This is a genomic window from Streptomyces sp. NPDC059649, assembly GCF_042734445.1.
In the GTDB taxonomy this organism is placed as follows: Bacteria; Actinomycetota; Actinomycetes; order Streptomycetales; family Streptomycetaceae; genus Streptomyces.
This window is the reverse complement of record NZ_JBHWDV010000038.1, coordinates 24598-43528: the sequence shown is the minus strand read 5'-3', so window position 1 is coordinate 43528 and position 18931 is coordinate 24598. Positions and strand designations below refer to the sequence as shown.

Sequence of the window (18931 nt, the reverse complement as noted above, 5' to 3'; positions counted from 1 at the left end):
ACAGGAGTTGTTGAGGGGGAGGGGGCAGGGCGCCAGGGCCCGCGGGCGCCGGGTCAGAAGAAGCGCGGGTCCGCGAACGCCCCGCTGGCCAGCAGGAAGACGTAGAAGTCCGCCAGCGCCACGCTGATCAGCGACGACCAGGCGAGCAGCATGTGCCGCTCGTTGAGCTTGCCGATCCAGCCCCAGAGCCGGTAGCGCACCGGGTGCTTCGAGAAGTGCCGCAGCCGGCCGCCGACGATGTGCCGGCAGGAGTGGCAGGAGAGGGTGTACGCCCAGATCAGCACGATGTTGGCGAGGAACACCAGGCTGCCCAGGCCCATGTGGCCCCAGGCGTAGTGCTCGTCGCGGAAGGTGAGCGCGGTGTCGTAGGTCAGCACGCCGGCCACCAGCACCGCGAAGTAGAAGAAGTAGCGGTGGATGTTCTGCAGGATCAGCGGGAAGCGGGTCTCACCGGTGTACTTCTTGTGCGGTTCGGCGACCGCGCAGGCCGGCGGCGAGGCCCAGAAGCCGCGGTAGTAGGCCTTGCGGTAGTAGTAGCAGGTGAGCCGGAAGCCCAGCGGGAAGATCAGGATCAGCAGGGCCGGGGACAGGCCCCACCAGCTGCCGAAGATCTCCCAGTTGGGCCCGCCGCGCATGGTGTGGCAGTTCTCCGCCAGGCACGGCGAGTAGAACGGCGAGACGTAGGGCGCGCTGTAGTAGTCGGCGTTCGCGAACGCCCGCCAGGTCGAGTAGACGATGAACGCGAGCAGGGCGGCGGCGGTGGCGGCCGGTGCCAGCCACCAGCGGTCGGTCCGCAGATGGCGGACCGGGATGGCGGCGCGCGACGGGGTGTGGACGCCGTTCGTGCCCGTGGGTGAGGTGGGTTCGGTGCCAGTGGCCAACGTCGGTCTCCGTGAAGGGTGCTCCGTCGGGGCGGCGGGGCGGGATGGGGGGCGGACGGGGTGTGACCGGGGGATCTCCCCCTGCGGCCTCGGTCCTCAGGGGGCGTGCCGGTGTCTCGACCCGAGCCCCTCGTCGTCGGCCCCGGCCCACAGCGCGGAGTTGTAGGGCGCGTCGGAGATCGTGACCATCTCGGTCTCGGCGGCCTGCGCGCGGGCGGCCGGTCCGCAGGACACGCTCTGCTTGAGCAGGGCGACGCTCTGCCGCAGGTGGTCGGTGTCGCTCCGGACGCGGCGGATGTCCAGGCCGCCGCCGAGCCGCACCTCGAGCCTGCCCACCGACCGGACCAGGTCGTCCAGGCTGCGTTCAACCGCCGTCAATTCGTCCTGAAGGGACATAACGTGCCCTCACTTTTGAAGGTGTGCTGGGCGATCTCATGCGCCCGAGAGTGTCGCGCGTCACAGTAGGCGTTGGGAAGGGGTCCGGCGCGACTACGACTCGAACCGGTGCGTTTCGGCACCCATGCGCCACGGCGGGGGGCGAACGCCATTGCGAGAAACGGCGGATGCGGCACCCCGCGCGCCCCCGTCGTGCGCCGCCCCCCACTCCGCCGTACGGGCCTGATATTGGGCCGGGCGGGTGGCCTTGGCGCGGCAGTCGCCGTGTCGGGATGCCGGGTCGTCTCCGGTCGCCTTCAGTAGGGATGCCATAGATGTGATGAGCCGCAAAGTCGGCCGAACGTGGTGCGCCGGTCCGGCACCAGCGCGGTGCTCGGCGCGGCGCGGGCGAGCCCGGAGGTAACCGTCATGACCGACCACGACCACCCCTCAGGCCGCCGCTCGGCGGGCCGCAGACGCCGCTGCGCCGCGCTCGTCGCGGCGGGGGTGCTGCTCCCCCTGCCGGCCCTGGCCGGATGCAGCAGCGACGACCGGGAGGTGTCCGCCGAGGCGTCCCAGGACATCGCCCCCGCGCCGCGCGGCGAGCTCAAGGACGGCGGCACCCTGCGCTGGGCCGTCGACGCCATGCCCGGCACCTTCAACGCCTTCCAGGCCGACGCCGACGCCACCACCGCCCGGATCACCGGCGCGGTGCTGCCCAGCATGTTCACCGTCGACGCCAACGGCACGGCGCAGCGCAACGCCGACTACCTGGACGCCGCCGACGTCAGCGCCCGCGACCCCAAGCAGGTCGTCACGTACAAGATCAACCCCAAGGCGCGGTGGAGCGACGGGAAGCCGATCACCGCCGCGGACTTCATCGCCCAGTGGACCGCGCTGCGCGGCAAGGACAACGCCTTCTGGACCGCCCGCAACGCCGGTTACGACCGGATCGGCAAGGTCGAACAGGGCGCCGGCGCCCACGAGGTCAAGGTCACCTTCGCCCGGCCCTACGCCGACTGGCGCTCGCTGTTCACCCCTCTCTACCCCCAGAGCGTGATGGGCAGCCCCGACGCCTTCAACGACGGGGCGCGCGAGCGGCTCCCGGTCGGCGCCGGCCCGTTCCTGGTGCAGAAGCGCGACGCCGACGAGGGGCGGGTGGTCCTCGTCCGCAACCCCTCGTGGTGGGGCGCCCGCGCCAAGCTGCAGAAGATCGTGCTGCAGGCGCTGCCCGCGGAGAAGCGGGCCGCGGCGCTGGCCGACGGCTCCATCGACGTCGCGGCGGTCGACCAGAGCGCCGCCAAGCGGGTCGAGGCGGCCGGGAAACGGGACGCCGGCAACGCGGGCCCGCGGCCCGGCCGGGCGGCCGGCTCCGGCACGAAGGCGGCCGCCGGGACCACGGCGCTGCGCCGCTACGTCATCCACAAGGCCCTGGAACCCGCCTACACCCAGCTCGCCCTCAACGGCAGCAGCGGCCCGCTGGCCGACGACCGGGTGCGCCGCGCGGTGGCCCGCGCCATCGACCGCCAGGCCCTCGCCGACACCGTGCTGAAGCCGCTCGACCTGCCCTCCAAGCCGCTCGGCAGCCATCTGCTGATGGCCGGGCAGCCGGGCTACGAGGACCACAGCGACGCGCTCGGCGACCAGGACGCCGACGCCGCCAAGGCACTGCTCGCCGACGCCGGCTGGAAGCCCGACGGCGCCGGCCACCAGCAGGCCGGTGAGAAGGCCGGCGCGCCCGCACCCGGCGGCTGGCTCGGCACCCGCGACTACGGCGACGAGGACGAGGACGAGCGCACCGACGGCCGCGACGACGGGTACGGCGACGAGGGCGGCTACGACCCGGACGCCGACGGTGCCGCCGACGGCCGCAACCCCGGCCGCCCGGTCCCCGCCCAGGGCGCCGCCCCCGCCAAGGGCGACCACGGCAAGGGCGCCCGGCCCGCCGCGGCCGAGGCCCCGCTGTCCTTCACCGGCGCGGTCGGCTCCGAGGTCCAGCAGGCCGCCCTGCTGCGGCAGAGCGCCGCCTTCTACAAGGACGCGGCCGCCACCGAGAAGGACGACGCCGACGGCGACACCGGGTCCGGCGCCTACGCGAAGTACAAGCGGTACAAGAAGCGCGCCGCCCAGGCGCTGAGCGCCGCCGAGCGGATCGAGACCGGACAGGCCCCCGACCTGCCGGGCTCCGGCGGCCACCCGGGCCCCCGGCACGCCGCCGTCCCGCGCCCCTACGACGCCCCGCTCGCCGCCGTCTCCCCGGCCGGTGACAAGGCCGCACGGGTGCCCGCCGTCAAGAAGGACGGCAAGCCGCTCACCCTGCGCTTCGTGCTCCCCGACGGCGCGGCCTCCCAGCAGCTGCGCACCGTGGGCAGCCGGATCGCCGCGATGCTCGCCAAGATCGGCGTGCAGACCTCCCTCCAGCGGGTCTCCGACGCCAGCTACTTCCAGGACCACGTGGCCGCCGGCGACTACGACCTGGCGCTGTACTCCTGGCCCGGCACCGCCTACCCGGCCACCGACGCCCGGCCGATCTACGCCAAACCGCAGCCCGCACCGGACGGCTCGCTGACCGTCGAGCAGAACTACACCCGGGTCGGCACCGACCACATCGACCAGCTCTTCGACCAGGCCGCCTCCGAACTCGACGAGGACGCGGCCCGCACGCTCGTCGAGCAGGCCGACGCCCGGATCTGGGCGGCCGCCGGCTCGATCCCGCTCTACCAGCGGCCCGAGCTGGTGGCCACGAAGAAGTCGCTCGCCAACGTCGGCGCCTTCGGCTTCGCCACGCCCCGCTTCCAGGACATCGGCTACCAGAAATAGAGCCCGGCGCACACCCTCTTTTCGAAGGGAAAGCGCAGGTCAGCGGTGCTGCGTACGGGCTGGGGCGGCCTTTGTCGCCCCGGCCCCGTACCATGGGGTGAGGCCGTGGCGTCTTCATGCCCGGCGGGCGCGCGTACCGGTCCGTACGCGCTGCCACCCACGATTCCGGGAGAAGCACCGCTAGTGCCCACGCGCCACGACATTCGTAACGTAGCCATCGTCGCCCACGTCGACCACGGCAAGACGACCCTCGTCGACGCCATGCTGAAGCAGGCCGGCGCGTTCGCCGAGCACGCCGCCGAGAAGCTCGACGACCGGATGATGGACTCCAACGACCTGGAGCGTGAGAAGGGCATCACGATCCTCGCCAAGAACACGGCGGTGAAGTACCACCCCAAGGACGGCGGGGAGCCCATCACGATCAACATCATCGACACCCCCGGCCACGCCGACTTCGGCGGTGAGGTCGAGCGCGGCCTGTCGATGGTCGACGCGGTCGTCCTGCTGGTCGACGCCTCCGAGGGTCCGCTGCCGCAGACCCGTTTCGTGCTCCGCAAGGCGCTCGCCGCCCGGATGCCGGTCATCCTGTGCATCAACAAGACCGACCGCCCCGACTCGCGCATCGACGAGGTCGTCAACGAGACCTACGACCTCTTCCTCGACCTCGACGCGGACGAGGACCAGATCGAGTTCCCGATCGTCTACGCCTGCGCCCGGGACGGCGTCGCCTCGCTGACCAAGCCGGAGGACGGCACGGTCCCGGCCGACAGCACCAACCTGGAGCCGTTCTTCACCACGCTGCTGGAGCACGTCCCGGCGCCCGAGTACGACGACGCCGCCCCGCTGCAGGCGCACGTCACCAACCTCGACGCGGACAACTTCCTCGGCCGTATCGCGCTGCTCCGCGTCGAGCAGGGCGAGCTGCGCAAGGGCCAGAACGTCGCCTGGATCAAGCGCGACGGCTCGATCTCCAACGTCCGCATCACCGAGCTGATGATGACCGAGGCGCTCACCCGCAAGCCCGCCGAGAAGGCCGGCCCGGGCGACATCTGCGCGGTCGCCGGTATCCCCGACATCATGATCGGCGAGACGCTGGCCGACCCGGAGAACCCGATCGCGCTGCCGCTGATCACGGTCGACGAGCCGGCGATCTCCATGACCATCGGTACGAACACCTCGCCGCTGGTCGGCCGTGGCGGCACCGGCAAGGGCGCGGACGCCAAGGCCGCGGTCAAGGACCGCAAGGTCACCGCCCGCCAGGTCAAGGACCGCCTCGACCGCGAGCTGGTCGGTAACGTCTCGCTGCGCGTGCTGGACACCGAGCGCCCCGACGCCTGGGAGGTGCAGGGCCGCGGTGAGCTGGCGCTGGCCATCCTGGTCGAGCAGATGCGCCGCGAGGGCTTCGAGATGACGATCGGCAAGCCGCAGGTCGTCACCAAGGAGGTCGACGGCAAGACCTACGAGCCCGTCGAGCGCATGACCATCGACGTGCCCGAGGAGCACATGGGCGCCGTCACCCAGCTCATGGGTGTCCGCAAGGGCCGGATGGACAACATGTCCAACCACGGCTCCGGCTGGGTCCGCATGGAGTTCGTCGTCCCCTCCCGCGGTCTGATCGGCTTCCGTACGGAGTTCCTGACCAACACCCGCGGCACCGGCATCGCGCACTCCATCCACGAGGGCCACGAGCCGTGGTTCGGCACGCTGACCACCCGTAACAACGGCTCCCTGGTCGCCGACCGGGCCGGTTCGGTCACCGCCTTCGCGATGACGAACCTCCAGGAGCGCGGCGTGCTCTTCACCGACCCGGGCACCGAGGTGTACGAGGGCATGATCGTCGGCGAGAACTCCCGCGCCGACGACATGGACGTCAACATCACCAAGGAGAAGAAGCTCACCAACATGCGCTCCTCCTCGGCCGACTCCTTCGAGGCGATCGTGCCGCCGCGGAAGCTGTCGCTGGAGCAGTCCCTGGAGTTCTGCCGCGACGACGAGTGTGTCGAGGTGACCCCGGAGGCCGTGCGCATCCGCAAGGTCGTCCTGGACCAGAAGGAGCGCGGGCGCACGGCGTCGCGCGCGAAGCGGTAACCCGGGTCTCCCCACGTACCTGGCTCTCCCGCCGCGGTGGTTGCTCGCCGTAGCTCCCCCACTGCCTAAAGGGCGTGGGAGGTGCCCCCAGCGGCGGGCGTGGAGTGTCGGGTGCGGTGCCGCTCCTCCGGACTTCGTCCTGCGGCGCGGCCCCTCCCGTGAGTGGGTGGAATTCAGGCCGGTGGGGGTGCACGTGATCACTTACGTGCACCCCCACCGGCCTTTTCCGATGGCGGGACAGCAGATGACGTGGCGGCAATCGGAGTAGCGACGGCCGCCGCCGATGTGCGGTATGTCCGGGTCTGCGATCTTATGTGGCTAGGCTTGATCGCGGACCTGAGGAGGCGTCATGGGGGCTGTGCGCGCACGCGCTTGCGCTGGTGTCCTCCTCGTGGCCGTCGCGCTGGCGGCCACCGCCTGTGGCGGGGGAAATGCCGGCCAGGCCGGCGTGGTCAGCGCTTCCTGGGGGGACCCGCAGAATCCGCTGGAGCCGGCGAACACCAATGAGGTCCAGGGCGGAAAGGTCCTGGAAATGCTGTTCCGGGGGCTCAAGCGGTACAACCCGAAGACCGCCGCGGCGGAGAACGTGCTCGCGGACCGGATCGAGACGGCGGACTCGCAGAACTTCACCGTGACCCTGAAACCGGGCTGGACCTTCAGCAACGGGGAGAAGGTCACCGCCAAGTCCTTCGTGGACGCCTGGAATTACGGGGCGTTCATCGGCAACAAGCAGAAGAACGCACCGTTCTTCCAGTACATCGACGGCTTCGACCGGGTGCACCCGGAGAACGGGAAGCCCACCGCCCGGACGCTTTCCGGACTGGTGGTCAAGGACGACAAGACCTTCACCGTCCGGCTGAACCAGAAATTCTCCAGCTGGCCGGACACCCTCGGCTATTCCGCGTTCATGCCACTGCCCCGGGCGTTCTTCACCGACCACGACGGCTGGCTGCAGAAACCGGTGGGGAACGGGCCGTATCTGGTGGACTCCTACGAGAAGGGGTCCGTGCTGCGGATGCGGAAATGGGTGAAGTACCCGGGCAGTGATCCGGCGCGCAACGGGGGGATCGACCTTCGGGTCTACACGGACAACAACACCGCGTACACGGATCTGCAGGCGGGAAATCTGGACCTGGTGGATGATGTGCCGGCCTCGCAATTGCGGCATGTGAAGACGGATCTGGGCGGGCGGTACCTCAACCAGCCGGCCGGGATCATTCAGACGCTCACCTTTCCGATGTACCGGAAGGAATGGTCGCGGCCCGGTTCCGACAAGGTCCGGCGGGGGCTGTCGATGGCCATCGACCGGCAGCAGATCACCAAGGAGATCTTCGAGAACACCCGCACCCCGGCGACCGACTGGACCTCGCCCGTACTGGGCACGGACGGCGGCTACCGGCCCGGGCTGTGCGGTCCGGCCTGCGCGTTCGACCCGGCCAAGGCACGGCAGCTGATCAAGGAGGGCGGGGGCCTGCCGGGCGGCCGGATGACCCTCACGTACAACGCGGACACCGGGTCGCACAAGGACTGGATCGACGCGATCTGCAACAGCATCAACCGGTCGCTGGGCAACGACCGGGCGTGTGTGGGCGATCCGGTCGGCACGTTCGCCGACTTCCGGAACAAGATTTCGGCGAAGGCGATGACCGGGCCGTTCCGGGCCGGCTGGCAGATGGACTACCCGCTGATCCAGAACTTCCTGCAGCCGCTGTATTACACCAACGGCTCGGCGAACGACGGGAAGTTCAGCGACCGGCGGTTCGACAAGCTGGTGGACCAGGCGAACGCGGCGACGGACCGGGGAAAGGCCGTGGCGACGTTCCAGGACGCGGAGAAGATCCTCGCGCAGCAGATGCCGGCGATTCCGCTGTGGTACCAGAACGGCAGCGGCGGCTATTCGGAACGGATCAGCCATGTCGCGCTGAATCCGTTCAGCGTGCCGGTCTACAACGCGATCACGGTCAACTGACCAGACGAGAGAGGCGGCGCGCGCGTGGGGCGTTATGTGGTCCGGCGGCTGCTGCAGATGATCCCGGTGTTCATCGGCAGCACCTTCCTCATCTTCTTCATGGTGTACGCCCTCGGCGACCCGGTCGCGGCCATGTTCGGCGACCGGGCACCGGACCCGGCCACCGCCGCCCAGATCCGCCGCGACCTCTATCTCGACCAGCCGCTCGGCGCGCAGTACCTGCATTACATGGGCCAGATCTTCCGGGGGGATTTCGGTACCGCGTTCAACGGGCAGTCGGTCACCGAACTCATGGCCTCGGCCTTTCCCGTGACGCTCCGGCTGACGCTGGTCGCCATCGTGCTGGAAATGCTCGTGGGGATCACCCTGGGGGTGTTCAGCGGGCTGCGGCGCGGCCGGGGCATCGACACCGGCGTGCTGCTGCTCTCGCTGATCGTGGTGTCCGTCCCGACGTTCGTCAGCGGTTATCTGCTGCAGTTCCTGTTCGGCGTGCGGTGGGCCTGGGCGGCTCCGTCCGTCGCCCCCGAGGCCCCGCTGAACGAACTGCTGCTGCCCGGCCTGGTGCTGGCGCTGGTCTCGCTCGCCTATGTGACCCGGCTGACCCGTACCTCCATCGCCGAGAACGTCCGCGCCGACTACGTCCGCACCGCGCACGCCAAGGGCCTGCCCCGACGCCGCGTCATCACCCGCCATCTGCTGCGCAATTCGCTGATCCCGGTCGTCACCTTCATCGGCACCGACATCGGCGCCCTGATGGGCGGCGCGATCGTCACCGAGCGGATCTTCAACATCCACGGTGTCGGATTCCAGCTCTACCAGGGGATCCTGCGGCAGAATTCGCCGACCGTGGTGGGCTTCGTGACGATCCTGGTGCTGGTCTTCCTGATCGCCAACCTCCTCGTCGACCTGCTGTACGCCGTCCTCGACCCGAGGATCCGCTATGTCTGAGCCCTACGTCCCCAAGGAAGCCATCGGCCACGGCGACGGCGGTACCGCCGCGCTGGCCATCGGCGAGGCGGAGTCGCTGGAGCGCCGCCCGTCCGCCGCACCGCCGTCCGCCGGCCCGCCCGGCGTCCCCGCGGGCAAACCCCGCAGCCTGTGGAGCGACGCCTGGCACGATCTGCGCCGCAACCCGGTCTTCGTGCTCTCCGCGCTGGTCATCGTCTTCCTGGTGGTCATCGCGATCTGGCCGCAGCTGATCGCCACCGGCAACCCGTACCGCGCCGACCTCGCCAAGGCGCAGCAGGGCTCCCAGCCCGGCCACCCCTTCGGCTTCGACACCCAGGGCCGGGACGTCTACACCCGGGTGGTGTACGGCGCCCGGGCCTCCATCACCGTCGGCGTCTGCGCCACCGCCGGCGCGGCACTGCTCGGCAGCCTGCTCGGCGGGCTCGCCGGGTTCTTCGGCGGCTGGGGCGACACCCTGCTCTCCCGGCTCGCCGACATCTTCTTCGGCATCCCGGTGATCCTCGGCGGCCTGGTCTTCCTCTCCGTCGTCACCAGCACCACCGTCTGGCCGGTGGTCGGCTTCATCGTGCTGCTCGGCTGGCCACAGGTCTCCCGGATCGCCCGCGGCTCGGTCGTCACCGCGAAGCAGAACGACTACGTGCAGGCCGCGCGGGCGCTGGGCGCGAGCAACCGGCGGCTGCTGCTGCGGCACATCGCGCCCAACGCGGTGGCGCCGGTCATCGTCGTCGCCACCATCGCGCTCGGTACGTACATCGCGCTGGAGGCGACGCTGTCCTACCTGGGCGCGGGCCTGAAGCCGCCGACCGTCTCCTGGGGCATCGACATCTCCACCGCCTCCACCTACATCCGCAGCGCCCCGCACATGCTGCTGTGGCCCGCCGGCGCGCTGAGCATCACCGTCCTGGCCTTCATCATGCTCGGCGACGCGGTCCGCGACGCCCTCGACCCCAAGTTGCGCTGAGGAGACGGCAGATGACCCACGACGGTCGGAACGGGGACGGCGGCGGGGCGGCCCTGCTGGACGTACGGGACCTGAAGGTGGAGTTCCGGACCCGGGACGGGGTGGCGCACGCGGTCAACGGCGTCAGCTACCGCGTGGCGCCGGGGGAGACCCTGGCGGTGCTCGGCGAGTCCGGCTCCGGCAAGTCCGTCACCGCGCAGGCCGTGATGGGCATCCTCGACTCCCCGCCCGGCCGGGTGACCGGCGGGCAGGTGCTCTTCCACGGCCGTGATCTGCTGACCCTGCGCAGGGAGGAGCGGCGCCGGATCCGGGGCGCGAAGATGGCGATGATCTTCCAGGACGCGCTGTCCGCGCTGAACCCGGTCCTCAGCGTCGGCGCCCAACTCGCGGAGATGTTCCGGGTCCACGAGGGCACGTCCCGCAAGGAGGCCCGCGGCCGGTCCGTGGAGCTGATGGAACGGGTCGGGATCCCGGCCGCCCGGGCGCGGGTGGACGACTACCCGCACCAGTTCTCCGGCGGCATGCGCCAGCGCATCATGATCGCCATGGCGCTGGCCCTCGGCCCCGACCTGATCATCGCGGACGAGCCGACCACCGCGCTGGACGTCACCGTCCAGGCCCAGGTGATGGACCTGCTCGCCGAGCTGCAGCGCGAACTCACCATGGGACTGATCCTGATCACCCACGACCTCGGAGTGGTCGCGGACGTCGCCGACACCATCGCGGTGATGTACGCGGGCCGGATCGTCGAAACCGCGCCCGTCCACGCCCTCTACCGTGCGCCCGCCCATCCGTACACCCGCGGACTGCTGGAGTCCATCCCGCGGCTGGACCACAAGGGCCGCCGGCTGCACGCCATCAAGGGACTCCCGCCCAGCCTCACCGCCATCCCGCCGGGCTGCCCCTTCCACCCGCGCTGCCCACTGGCCCAGGACATCTGCCGCACCGACCCGCCCCCGCTGTACGAGGCCGGCCCGGGCCGGGCCAGCGCCTGCCACTTCTGGAAGGAGACGCTCGATGACGCCCGGTGAGCCGCTCCTCGAAGTGTGCGATCTGGTCAAGCACTTCCCGCTCACCCGGGGCGTGCTCTTCCGGAAGCAGGTCGGGGCGGTCAAGGCCGTCGACGGGGTCTCCTTCACGCTCCGGAAGGGGGAAACGCTCGGTGTGGTCGGGGAATCGGGGTGCGGGAAGTCCACCCTCGCCCGGCTGCTGGTCGGTCTGGAGCGTCCGACGGCCGGCCGGATCCGGTACCGGGGCGAGGACATCACCGCCCTCTCCGGCCGCGCGCTCAGCTCCGTACGCCGCAACATCCAGATGGTCTTCCAGGACCCCTACACCTCCCTCAACCCCCGGATGACGGTCGGCGACATCATCGGCGAACCGTTCGAGATCCACCCGGAGGCCGCCCCCAAGGGAGACCGCCGCCGGCGGGTCCAGGAGCTCCTCGACGTCGTCGGGCTCAACCCGGAGTTCATCAACCGCTACCCGCACCAGTTCTCCGGCGGCCAGCGCCAGCGCATCGGCATCGCCCGCGGTCTGGCACTGCGCCCGGAGATCATCGTCGCCGACGAACCGGTCTCCGCGCTGGACGTCTCCGTCCAGGCCCAAGTGGTCAACCTCCTGGAGCAGTTGCAGGACGAGTTCGACCTGTCCTACGTCTTCATCGCGCACGACCTGTCCGTCGTCCGGCACATCTCCGACCGGATCGCGGTGATGTACCTGGGCCGGATCGCCGAGACCGGCACCGACGAGCAGATCTACGACCACCCCACCCACCCCTACACCCAGGCCCTGCTCTCCGCCGTCCCCGTCCCCGATCCGGAGGCCCGCGCCCACCGCGAACGCATCCTGCTCAGCGGGGACGTCCCCTCACCCGCCGACCCGCCCTCCGGCTGCCCCTTCCGCACCCGCTGCTGGAAGGCCCGCCCGCTGTGCGCCGAGGTCGTCCCGCCGCTGGACGTGCCCCCGGAATTCCGGGAGTCGACGGGGCCGGCGCACCACGCCTCGGCCTGCCACTTCGCGGAGGAGCGGCACGTGGTGCCGAGCGAGTAGCCGGTGCCTCAGCCCGGGACGCCGGCGCGCACCACGGCGAGGTACGCGTCGATGGCGTCGCGGTTGCGGCGCAGCGTCTCGATGCGTTCGGTCATCCGGTCGCGCTCGTGCTCCAGCGTGGCGAGCATCTCCGGGGTCGCGTCCGGGAAGTGGATGGCCCGGGGCTGGTGCAGACACGGCAGGATCTGCCGGATGATCCGGGTCGGCAGCCCGGCCTCCAGCAGGCCCCGGATCTGCAGCACCCGGTCGACGGTCGGCTCGTCGTACGAGCGGTAGCCGTTGGCGCAGCGGTCCGGGACGATCAGCCCCTGCTCCTCGTAGTACCGCAACAGCCGCCGGGGCGTGCCCGTACGCGCCGCCAGCTCCCCGATCCGCATCGGCCCCCACCTCCTGTGGAAACGACAGCGCCGCCGCGGCGGGGATCATTCCCGCCACGGCGGCGCCGGGCCGTCGCGTGCGCGCTACTCGGCGGCCGCGGGCCCCTCCTGGGCCTCCTCGATGGCCGCCAGCGCCGGGTCGAGGATGATGTCCTCGTCGCGGGCCGCGGTCGTCGGCTCCTCGGGGAAGTGGCAGGCCGTCAGGTGGCCGGCGGCGTTGCCGTCGATCTGGAGGAGCGGCGGCTCCTCGGTCGCGCACTTCTCCTGCGCCTTCCAGCAGCGGGTGCGGAAGCGGCAGCCCGAGGGCGGGTTGACCGGCGAGGGCACGTCACCGGCCAGGCGGATGCGCTCGCGGTCCTCCTCCTCGCTCTCCACGAACTTGGCCTCGGGCACGGCCGAGAGCAGCGCGTGGGTGTACGGGTGGCGCGGCCGGTGATAGATGTCGTCGCGGCTGCCCACCTCGACGATCTTGCCGAGGTACATCACCGCGACCCGCTCGCTGAAGTGCCGCACGATCGCCAGGTCGTGGGCGATGAACAGGAACGCGATGCCCAGCTCGCGCTGGAGGTCCTGGAGCAGGTTGACGACCTGCGCCTGGATGGACACGTCGAGCGCGGAGACCGGCTCGTCGGCGACGATCAGCTTAGGTTGCAGGGCGAGCGCCCGGGCGACGCCGATGCGCTGCCGCTGGCCGCCGGAGAACTCGTGCGGGAAGCGGTTGTAGTGCTCCGGGTTCAGGCCCACGGTCTCCAGGAGTTCGCGGATCCGCTTCTCCCGGCCACCGGGCGGGTTGATCCCGTTGATCTCCATCGGGCCGCCGATGATCGTGCCGACCGTCTGCCGCGGGTTGAGCGAGGCGTACGGGTCCTGGAAGATCATCTGGATCTCGGAGCGGATCGGTGCCAGCTCCTTGCGACCCGCGTGGGTGATGTCCTGGCCCTGGTAGGTGATCCGGCCGGAGGTCGGCTCCATCAGCCGGGTGAGCAGCCGCCCGGTGGTGGACTTGCCGCAGCCGGACTCGCCGACCAGGCCGAAGCTCTCCCCGGCGTGCACGGTCAGGTCGACGCCGTCGACGGCCTGGACCGCGCCGACCTTCCGCTTGATCGGGAAGCCGCCGTAGATCGGGAAGTGTTTGGTGAGGCCCTCGGCGGTGAGCAGCGGTTCGCCCTTGGCGGGCGCGGCGTCCCGGGGCGCGGGGAGGGTGACGTTGTCGGTCATGGTGGTCGCTCCCTAGCCCAGCCGGGGCTTGATCTGCTCGATGAAGAAGGTCTGCTTCTGCTCGGCGCTCAGGTGGCACGCGGCGGCGCGTCCCGGAGCCAGCGGCGGCCGCTCGTCGGTGCAGCGGCTGCCGCCGACCTCGCCGGTGAAGCCGCAGCGGGGGTTGAACGGGCAGCCGGACGGCGGGTTCAGCAGGCTCGGCGGGGAGCCGGGGATCGGGTGCAGCGCCTCGTTGACGTCCGAGGAGAGCCGCGGCATCGAGCTGAGCAGGCCCCAGGTGTACGGGTGCCGCGGCTCGGTGAGGATCTCCTTGACGGAGCCCCGCTCGACCGCCCGGCCCGCGTACATCACCAGCAGCTTGTCCGCCGTGTTGGCGACCACGCCGAGGTCGTGGGTGATCAGGATGATCGCGGAGCCGAACTCCTGCTGGAGGTCCTTGAGCAGGTCGAGGATCTGCGCCTGGACGGTGACGTCGAGGGCGGTGGTCGGCTCGTCGGCGATCAGCAGCTGGGGGTTGCAGACCAGCGCCATGGCGATCATGGCGCGCTGGCGCATACCGCCGGAGAACTGGTGCGGGTAGTCGTCCACCCGCAGGTTGGGCTGCGGGATGCCGACCTTGGTCAGCATCTCGATGGCGCGCTGCCGGCCCTCGCGCTTGCTGGCGCCGGTGTGCTTCATGAACGGCTCGGCGATCTGCCGGCCGACCGTGTAGTACGGCGACAGCGCGGTCAGCGCGTCCTGGAAGATCATCGCCATCTTGTTGCCGCGGAGCTTCTCCAGGGTCTTCTCCTTGGCCCCGGTCAGCTCCTCGCCGTCCAGCAGGATCTCCCCGCCGATCTCGGTGGCCTTGGGGTTGTGCAGGCCCAGGATCGCCAGGTTGGTCACCGACTTGCCGGAGCCCGATTCGCCGACGATGCCGAGCGTTTCACCGCGTTCCAGATCGAAGGAGAGACCGTCGACCGCCTTGACGATGCCGTCCTCGGTGGAGAACCGCACGTGCAGGTCACGGACGGACAGGAAGGGGTCGGACCCGGCCGGCACGGTGGTGCCTTCGGTCTTGGTGAGTGTGGTCACTTCAGGCTCTCCTAGGACAGGCGCACGCGCGGGTCGATGAAGGCGTACGTCGCATCCACGATGATGTTGAACACCAGGATCAGGGCGGCGCTGAAGACCAGCACGCCCAGGACCATGGGCAGATCGAGGGTGATGACGGAGTCGATCGCGAGCCGTCCGACACCGGCCAGCTGGAAGGTGAACTCGGTGATCATCGCGCCGCCGAACAGCGAGCTCAGGTCCATGCCGAGGATGGTCACGATCGGGATCAGCGAACCGCGCCAGGCGTAGCGCAGGAAGACGTAACTGCCGGACATGCCCTTGGCCTTGGCCGTCCGGACGTGTTCCTCCTGCAGCTGCTCGATCATCGTCGAGCGGGACATACGGGTGTACTGCGCGGTGAAGATGGTCGCCATCACGACCCAGGGGAGCAGCAGGCCCATGAACCAGCCGGCCGGGTCGGAGGTGAAGTTCACGTACTTGGGCGAGTCCATGAGGCCGCTGTAGACGAACAGACCGAGCGCGATCGGGCCGAGGATGTAGATCTGCGCCGAGCTCAGCACCATCGAGATGGAGGTGAGCACCTTGTCGATCATGGAGCCACGCTTGTAGGCGGCGAGCAGGCCGGTGCCCAGACCCACGGTCAGGAACACCGCGGCGCCGCCGATGGCCAGCGAGGCGGTGGTGGGCAGCCGGTCGATCAGCGTGGACCAGACGTCCTGCTTGGTGGCGAAGGAGTAGCCGAAGCAGGGGGCGCTGCAGTGGCCGACGGAGTAGTCCCGGCCGGCGAAGATGCCGACCAGCCAGTCCCAGTACTGGGTCGGCAGCGGCTTGTCGAGGCCGAGGTTCTGGTGGATCAGCGCGATGTTGTCCGCGGTGCAGTTCTTTCCGCAGGACATCGCCGCCGGGTCACCGGCACCGAAGAACACGAAGAAGGTGAAGGCACTGAGCAGGAGAAGGATGACAACAGCGCCGAACGTCCGGCGAAGTAGGAATTGAAGCATGGCAGTTCGCTGCTCTCAGGACGGCGGCGGCAGTGGGCGTGAGGGGTGGCGGACGAAGGCCCCGGAGGGCGCGCGTTCCGCCGTGTGCGCGCTCTCCGGAGTACCTTCGTCAGGCGATCGCCTGAGGGGCGATCGCTCGGGTTACTTCTTCAGGTACAGCGTGTTCGGGTCGAGGTAGCTGACGTCCAGGTTGTAGCGGACGCCGCCGACGTTCGAGCCGTACAGCTGGAGCACCTTGGTGTAGAAGGCCGGGCCGGCCGGGTCGACCTTCTCCACGATGTACTGGTGCAGCTTCTGCCACTCCTCGGTCGCCTTCTTGACGTCGGTGATCTCGGAGATCCGGGCGATCTCGGAGTTCACGTGCTTGTCGTTGACGTGGGAGTAGTTCGAGGCGCCGTCCTGGATCGTGGTGCCGTCGTACGACGGCGGGATCACGGTCGAGGCGTCCGGCCAGTCCTGGCCCCAGCCGGTCATGTAGATGTCGAAGCCGTTGTCGACCTTGCCCATCTGCTCGTACCAGGAGGCGGCGTCGACCTCCTTCTTCTGCACGTTGAAGCCGGCCTTGGTCAGCGCGTCCTCGATGGCGACGGCTTCCTTCTGACGCGACTCGGTGTTGGAGTACGCGTAGACGAGCTTCATGCCCGTCTTGCCGGCCTCCTTGAGGAGCTTCTTGGCCTTCTCCGGCTCGCCGTTGGGGTGCGAGAGCTTGCCGTAGGGGTCGTAGCCCTTCTTGTAGCCCGCGACGGTCGGGGCGAGCAGACCGCCGGCGATCTCACCGCCGTAGCTGCCGCCGTTGAGGCGGACGAGCTGCTGGTCCGGCAGCGCGTAGGTGATCGCGTCACGGATCCGCTTGTCCTTGAGGCGGTCCATGTTGTAGTTCATCTGCCAGACGTAGGGCTGGTAGCCCTGCACCATGCGCTTGCTGGCGCTGGCGTTGTTCAGCACGTCCTTGGTCAGCGTGGGGTCGACCGCGTTGGTGAAGCTGACCGCGTTCTTGGCCTCACCCTGGTCGGCCATCAGGCGCTTGGTGGAGTCCGACGCCTGGTGGTTGAAGGTGATGTTGAAGCCGTCCGGGTACTGGTGGTGGACCGGGTCGGTCTTCGCGTCCCAGTTCTTGTTGCGCACCAGCTGCATGGACTTGCCGGACTTGAACGACGCGATCTTGTACGGGCCGGAGCACACCGGCGCCACGTCGTAGGCGTCCTTGGTGTCCTTGGCGCTGTCCGGGACCACGCTGTAGCCGGGCATCGTCAGCGCGTACGGCAGCTGCGACTGCGGCTTCTTGAAGTGGAAGATGACGGTCTTGTCGTCCGGCGTGTCCAGGACGCTCTTGGGCAGGTGGTCGCCCTTGTACGGACCGTCCGGCAGCGCCTTGCGGTAGGTGGTGCCGCTGCCCGACAGCCAGGTCTGGACGTAGGTCGGGCCGTCGGTGATGAACTTGGCGTACAGCCGCTCTATCGAGTGACGGATGTCCTTCGAGGTGATCGGCTTGCCGTCCTCGAACTTGATGCCGTCCTTGAGCGTGTACTTCCAGGTCTTGCCGCCGTCGGACATCTGGCCGGCGTCGGTGGCGAGGTCACCGACGACCTTGGCGTTGCCCTTGTCGTCCTGCTTGAACGCGGTCAGACCACGGAAGATCAGCTGCGACAGCGCCTTCATGTCGCTGACGTACATCTGACCCGGGTCCAGGTGGTTGTAGCTGTCACGCTGGTACACGCGGAGAGTGCCGCCGTTGCGGGCACCCTTGACGGCGACGGCCGGGCCGGTGGAGTCGGCGGCGGTGCCCATCGGGATCGTCTTGGCCTGGGCCGCGGCGTCGGCGTCGGTCTGCGCCTTGTCCTTGTTGTTGTTGCTGCCGCCGCTGCAGCCGGTGAGCGCGAGTGATCCGGCCGCGAGGGCCACGATCACCGCGCGAGCTCTGCGCGTAGAAAGTGCGTTCATGAGGTTCCAAGCACCTGCCTGTCAGTTGGTGGGTCCAGATGTGCTGTCTGACGCATCCCGGTACAGGCCCGGACGGGTGGGGTGACAGCAAGCCCCCCTCAAGTGGACGATCAGCGCCCGGACTTGGGATCGAAGGCGTCGCGTACCGAGTCTCCGAGGAGGTTGAAGCACAGCACGAAGATCAGCATGGCCGCGGCGGGGAAGAGCAGGAAGGTCGGGTCGTTCTCGTAGAAGCGGGCGCCCGCCTGGAACAGCCGGCCCCAGTCCGGGGTCGGCTCGATGATGCCGACGCCCAGGAAGGACAGGCCCGCCTCGGCGGTCACGAAGAGGGGCAGCATGTAGGTGCTCTGCACCAGCACCGGGGTGACCACGTTCGGCAGGAGCTCCTTGCGGATGATCCGCCAGGGCGAGGCGCCGGTGATCTTCGCGGCCTCGACGAACTCCCGCTCGCGCAGGGAGAGCACCTGGCCGCGGAGCAGTCGGGCCAGACCCATCCAGCCCAGGAACCACTGGACGATGATCAGTGCGCAGACCCGGACGTAGGTGGGCGTCTCGTCGCCCGGCGGCACGAACAGCGCCACCACGACCGGCATGAAGGCCACGAAGGTCAGCTGGCTCGGGAACGCCAGCAGGAAGTCGATCACCCGGCTCAGGAAGTAGTCGGTCTTGCCGCCGACGTAGCCGGCCGTGACGCCGATGATGATGCCGGTGACCACGGTCAGGATGGTCACCGCGACGGAGATGCCCAGCGACATCCGCATGCCGTAGATCAGCTGCATGAAGACGTCGCGGCCCAGCTGCGGCTCGATGCCGAACCAATGCTCCGGGGAGATCCCGCCGTTGGGGCCGGCCGGATAGCCGAATTCATCGAGGAGATTCGGGTCGTCGTTGCCGTAGAGGACGTACGGGTCCTTGCCGTACAGTGCGCCGATCACCGGGGCCAGCGCCGCGATGACGAAGAAGGCGAGTACGACGATCGCGCAGATCACGCCGGTGCGGTCGCGCTTGAAGCGCGTCCACATCAATTGGCCGGGGGAACGGCCGACGAGCTCACCGCCCTTGCCCTTCTTTTCCTTCTTCAGGCCGCCGGATCCAAGTCCTGGGGTGTCGGACCTGTCAGCGGCGGTCTGGGATGGACTAGTCATCGCGAAGTGCCCCCGCGCCGAGTTCTCTTGGAACGTGAAGCGGTGTCGATTCGCACCGCTGGATGTGCGGACTTTCGC

Annotated in this window: 15 protein-coding genes; 7 read left to right on the top strand and 8 right to left on the bottom strand. The window is 69.5% G+C overall.

Features of this window, described 5'->3' with window-relative positions:
- Positions 1–53: 53 nt before the first annotated feature.
- Both ACFV1J_RS30000 and ACFV1J_RS29995 read right to left on the bottom strand, forming a co-directional pair.
- Positions 54–881, bottom strand: a complete 828-nt coding sequence (locus ACFV1J_RS30000; protein ID WP_385863263.1) for a hypothetical protein — start codon at positions 879–881, stop codon at positions 54–56.
- A 96-nt stretch (positions 882–977) separates the two neighbouring features.
- The gene (locus ACFV1J_RS29995; protein ID WP_385863261.1) at positions 978–1277 is read right to left on the bottom strand and encodes a hypothetical protein; all 300 of its coding nucleotides are present in this window, start codon (positions 1275–1277) and stop codon (positions 978–980) included.
- Between the two features lie 408 nt (positions 1278–1685).
- On the opposite strand from ACFV1J_RS29995, the gene ACFV1J_RS29990 reads away from it, so the two are divergent.
- The 7 genes from ACFV1J_RS29990 (at position 1686) to ACFV1J_RS29960 (ending at position 12115) form a co-directional block, all read left to right on the top strand.
- Positions 1686–4076: an ABC transporter family substrate-binding protein gene (locus ACFV1J_RS29990; protein WP_385863259.1), complete on the top strand. Its 2391-nt coding sequence runs from the start codon at positions 1686–1688 to the stop codon at positions 4074–4076.
- 183 nt (positions 4077–4259) lie between these two features.
- Complete coding sequence (typA, locus tag ACFV1J_RS29985) at positions 4260–6164, top strand: translational GTPase TypA (RefSeq protein WP_385863258.1); 1905 nt, start codon at positions 4260–4262, stop codon at positions 6162–6164.
- Between the two features lie 349 nt (positions 6165–6513).
- Positions 6514–8133 (top strand): ABC transporter substrate-binding protein, encoded by a 1620-nt coding sequence (locus ACFV1J_RS29980; protein WP_385863256.1) that lies wholly within the window; start codon positions 6514–6516, stop codon positions 8131–8133.
- A gap of 24 nt (positions 8134–8157) precedes the next feature.
- A complete protein-coding gene (locus tag ACFV1J_RS29975; RefSeq protein ID WP_385863254.1) occupies positions 8158–9081 on the top strand; it encodes an ABC transporter permease in 924 nt (307 codons plus the stop codon).
- On the top strand, positions 9074–10063 hold the full coding sequence (locus tag ACFV1J_RS29970; protein WP_385863252.1) for an ABC transporter permease: 990 nt from the start codon (positions 9074–9076) through the stop codon (positions 10061–10063). Before ACFV1J_RS29975 ends, ACFV1J_RS29970 begins: the two co-directional genes overlap by 8 nt.
- Positions 10064–10074: 11 nt before the next feature.
- Positions 10075–11094: an ABC transporter ATP-binding protein gene (locus tag ACFV1J_RS29965; protein WP_385863250.1), complete on the top strand. Its 1020-nt coding sequence runs from the start codon at positions 10075–10077 to the stop codon at positions 11092–11094.
- Positions 11081–12115 carry an ABC transporter ATP-binding protein gene (locus ACFV1J_RS29960; RefSeq protein WP_385863248.1) on the top strand — a complete coding sequence of 345 codons (1035 nt, stop codon included), beginning with the start codon at positions 11081–11083 and terminating at the stop codon, positions 12113–12115. The genes ACFV1J_RS29965 and ACFV1J_RS29960 overlap by 14 nt, the downstream gene beginning before the upstream one ends.
- Before the next feature lie 8 nt (positions 12116–12123).
- On the opposite strand, the gene ACFV1J_RS29955 is transcribed toward ACFV1J_RS29960, so the two are convergent.
- From ACFV1J_RS29955 to ACFV1J_RS29930, 6 genes are all read right to left on the bottom strand, one after another.
- Positions 12124–12492 (bottom strand): MerR family transcriptional regulator, encoded by a 369-nt coding sequence (locus ACFV1J_RS29955; RefSeq protein ID WP_385863246.1) that lies wholly within the window; start codon positions 12490–12492, stop codon positions 12124–12126.
- An 84-nt stretch (positions 12493–12576) separates the two neighbouring features.
- Positions 12577–13710: an ABC transporter ATP-binding protein gene (locus tag ACFV1J_RS29950; protein WP_385863244.1), complete on the bottom strand. Its 1134-nt coding sequence runs from the start codon at positions 13708–13710 to the stop codon at positions 12577–12579.
- A gap of 12 nt (positions 13711–13722) precedes the next feature.
- On the bottom strand, positions 13723–14784 hold the full coding sequence (locus ACFV1J_RS29945) for an ABC transporter ATP-binding protein (protein WP_385863242.1): 1062 nt from the start codon (positions 14782–14784) through the stop codon (positions 13723–13725).
- Positions 14785–14795: 11 nt separating this feature from the next.
- Positions 14796–15767, bottom strand: coding sequence for an ABC transporter permease (locus ACFV1J_RS29940; protein WP_385863240.1), 972 nt, complete (start codon positions 15765–15767; stop codon positions 14796–14798).
- A 141-nt stretch (positions 15768–15908) separates the two neighbouring features.
- On the bottom strand, positions 15909–17708 hold the full coding sequence (locus ACFV1J_RS29935) for an ABC transporter substrate-binding protein (RefSeq protein WP_385863238.1): 1800 nt from the start codon (positions 17706–17708) through the stop codon (positions 15909–15911).
- Positions 17709–17818: 110 nt separating this feature from the next.
- Positions 17819–18853, bottom strand: a complete 1035-nt coding sequence (locus tag ACFV1J_RS29930; protein ID WP_385863237.1) for an ABC transporter permease — start codon at positions 18851–18853, stop codon at positions 17819–17821.
- Between the last annotated feature and the right edge of the window lie 78 nt (positions 18854–18931).